The 2,402-nt window shown below is 31.8% G+C and carries 3 protein-coding genes; 1 reads left to right on the forward strand and 2 read right to left on the reverse strand.

The genetic code is table 11. The features are described 5' to 3' along the window. Nucleotides 1-242, forward strand: a 242-nt coding sequence (locus ACVC2P_RS00130) for a hypothetical protein (RefSeq protein ID WP_452596461.1), incomplete at its 5' end; no start/stop codon positions are given. Between the two features lie 28 nt (nucleotides 243-270). On the opposite strand, the gene ACVC2P_RS00135 is transcribed toward ACVC2P_RS00130, so the two are convergent. Together ACVC2P_RS00135 and pafA are read right to left on the reverse strand one after the other, a co-directional pair. Further along, entirely contained in the window at nucleotides 271-792 is a 522-nt protein-coding gene (locus ACVC2P_RS00135; protein ID WP_452596462.1) for a 3'-5' exoribonuclease domain-containing protein, read from the reverse strand. 43 nt (nucleotides 793-835) lie between these two features. Beyond that, nucleotides 836-2,402: alkaline phosphatase PafA (pafA, locus tag ACVC2P_RS00140; protein WP_452596463.1), on the reverse strand; the 1,567-nt coding region annotated here is incomplete at its 5' end.

Below are 2,402 nucleotides of genomic sequence, written 5' to 3' on the forward strand. Positions count from 1 at the left end.
TCTTAGAACGCATTAACAATGATTCTACTGCAAGCGAAAGAGGTATTTATAAGTTAATAGTAAACCAAGGTAAACCCACCGAAAAAAGTTATTTTGGTAAATTCCATGTTCTTTTTGTTAAAGAAAATAATACTTGGAAAATACTAATGGATTATGATTCTACTGAAGGAAATACAATAGGCGAAGATGATTTTTTAAAGGCTTATGCTATTGACAACTTTAATTATTTTATAAAAGAATAGAGAGTCGTTTATTTATTATAAACTCCAATTATTTTAAACTAATTTTCAATCCCATTTCTTTTTTCATCATTAGTAATACTTCTGCATTTCCCATAGCATCATCAACAGGATTATGTGTATGTACTGTTTTGCGTAAATGTTTCCATTTAGCAAATGTATCCTTTTCAAGTCCACAAAATAAGTCAGATAGCCGCCTGGATGAATACCCAAAAGGATTTTCGTTTATAAAATGGTGAAAGTACCAACAAATAAACATCCAATCGAACCCATTATTGTCGCTAATAAAAATTGGTCTCCCTTTAGAGTTTTCTTTAATCCAATCTTTAAAATCTAACATTACTTTTTTGGGGGTATTAAATTGCAATGTTTCTTCTCGTGTAAAACCAGAAATAGCTAAAGCATCTTCATTATAATTTTCAGATATAGGTTTTAACTCCCCATAAAATGTTCTATTTAAATGCTCATCTACCAAGACAGCACCAAAGCAGATCATGGAAAAATCTCCAGGAATTGGTCCATCGGATTCTATATCTACCATTATGTAACTCATAGCATACTTAATTGAACGTTAAAAAAATACTCTATTTACGTTTCTAATTTATAACAAATTCTAATGGTTGCCCTATAGCTCCATTAGGAAAACTAATACCTAATAATGCAGATAATGTTGGTGCAATATCTGTAATCTCAGTTTTTGTTACTGTACTTCCTTTTTTAATGCCTTTACCATAAAATAACAAAGGCACATGTGTATCGTAATTTAAAGCAGAACCATGTGTAGATCCTGTTTTTCCATAACTAATTACTGCTGGTGCTTTTACTATTATTACATCTCCAGATCGTTTTTGATTATAGCCGTTTTGTAATAGTTTTTCTATTCCTGTTGTAAAAGCTACAGTTTGCATTGTTCCGGCAGAATAGACCTTTTCTATATCTTTATAAGTAATCAACTCATTAACTATAGCGTTTTGTACAGTATTTAAATTAACATCTAATAATTGAATAAGTGCTTTATCTAAAAATATTTGGTCATTGCTAATATTTTCTATGAGGTTAGAAGCTCCAAATTGTTTAAACAAAAAGGCGTCTAGTTTTTCTTTTAATCCTTTAGAATTGAAATATCCTGCTGGGATATTAACACTTTGTAAATACGCAGGAACTTCCACAGCACCATGATCTGATGTTAAAAATACGGTATATTCTCCTTTACCTACTTTAGCTTCTAATGCTGTAAAAATACGCTCTAAATCTTTATCTAATCTAATATAAGTATCTTCAAGCTCTTTAGAGTTTACTCCAAAATTATGGCCTACGTAGTCTGTGCTAGAAAAACTCACTGTTAAAACATCTGTAATATTATCTTTTCCTAATTGCTCTCCATCTAGAGCTGCAATCGCAAAATCTGCAACAATACTGTTTCCGTATGGTGTTGCTTTTATAATATCGAAGCCTCTATTTTTATCCTTTAATGTTGCTAAATCGTAAGGGAACGTTGCTGTGCTTTTGCCTTTAAAACCACCTTCGTATGTGTTTAAATCGCTCCCACTCTCTGTGTAAGTATTAATATCATAAAACGTATCCCATACTTTTAAATAGCTACTTGCTTTTCCTGAAGCGTTAAAGTTTTTTACCCAAGTTGGTAAACTATTCATGTAATATGTACTTGAAATAAAGTTTCCTTCATCTTTTCCATTAAACCAATATGCGGCATTTGCAGTATGTCCCGCTGGTAAAATAGCGCCTCTATCTTTAATAGAAATACCTATCGTTTTTCCTTTTAATTGTGTAAACAACCTATTTTCGTCTGCAAAGGTTGTTGTTTTCATTCTACGAGGAGACATTTGTCCTGCTGTAGATTGTGTTCCTACGGATTGTACGGTTTTATCTCCTGCACAATACACAGATTTTTTTATTGTTTTATCATACCAATTGTTAGCTATAATACCATGATACTTTGGTGTTGTTCCTGTATAAATCGATGCATGACCAGGCCCTGTATATGTTGGCACATAATTGTAATGATTATTTTTACAGTTAAATCCCGCATTCATCATGCGCTTAAATCCGTTATCTCCATACTTATTATAAAAACGTGTTAAGTAGTCGTATCGCATTTGGTCTACTACAATTCCTACTACTAGTTTAGGTTTTACATAAATC

This window comes from Pontimicrobium sp. MEBiC01747 (assembly GCF_053601635.1).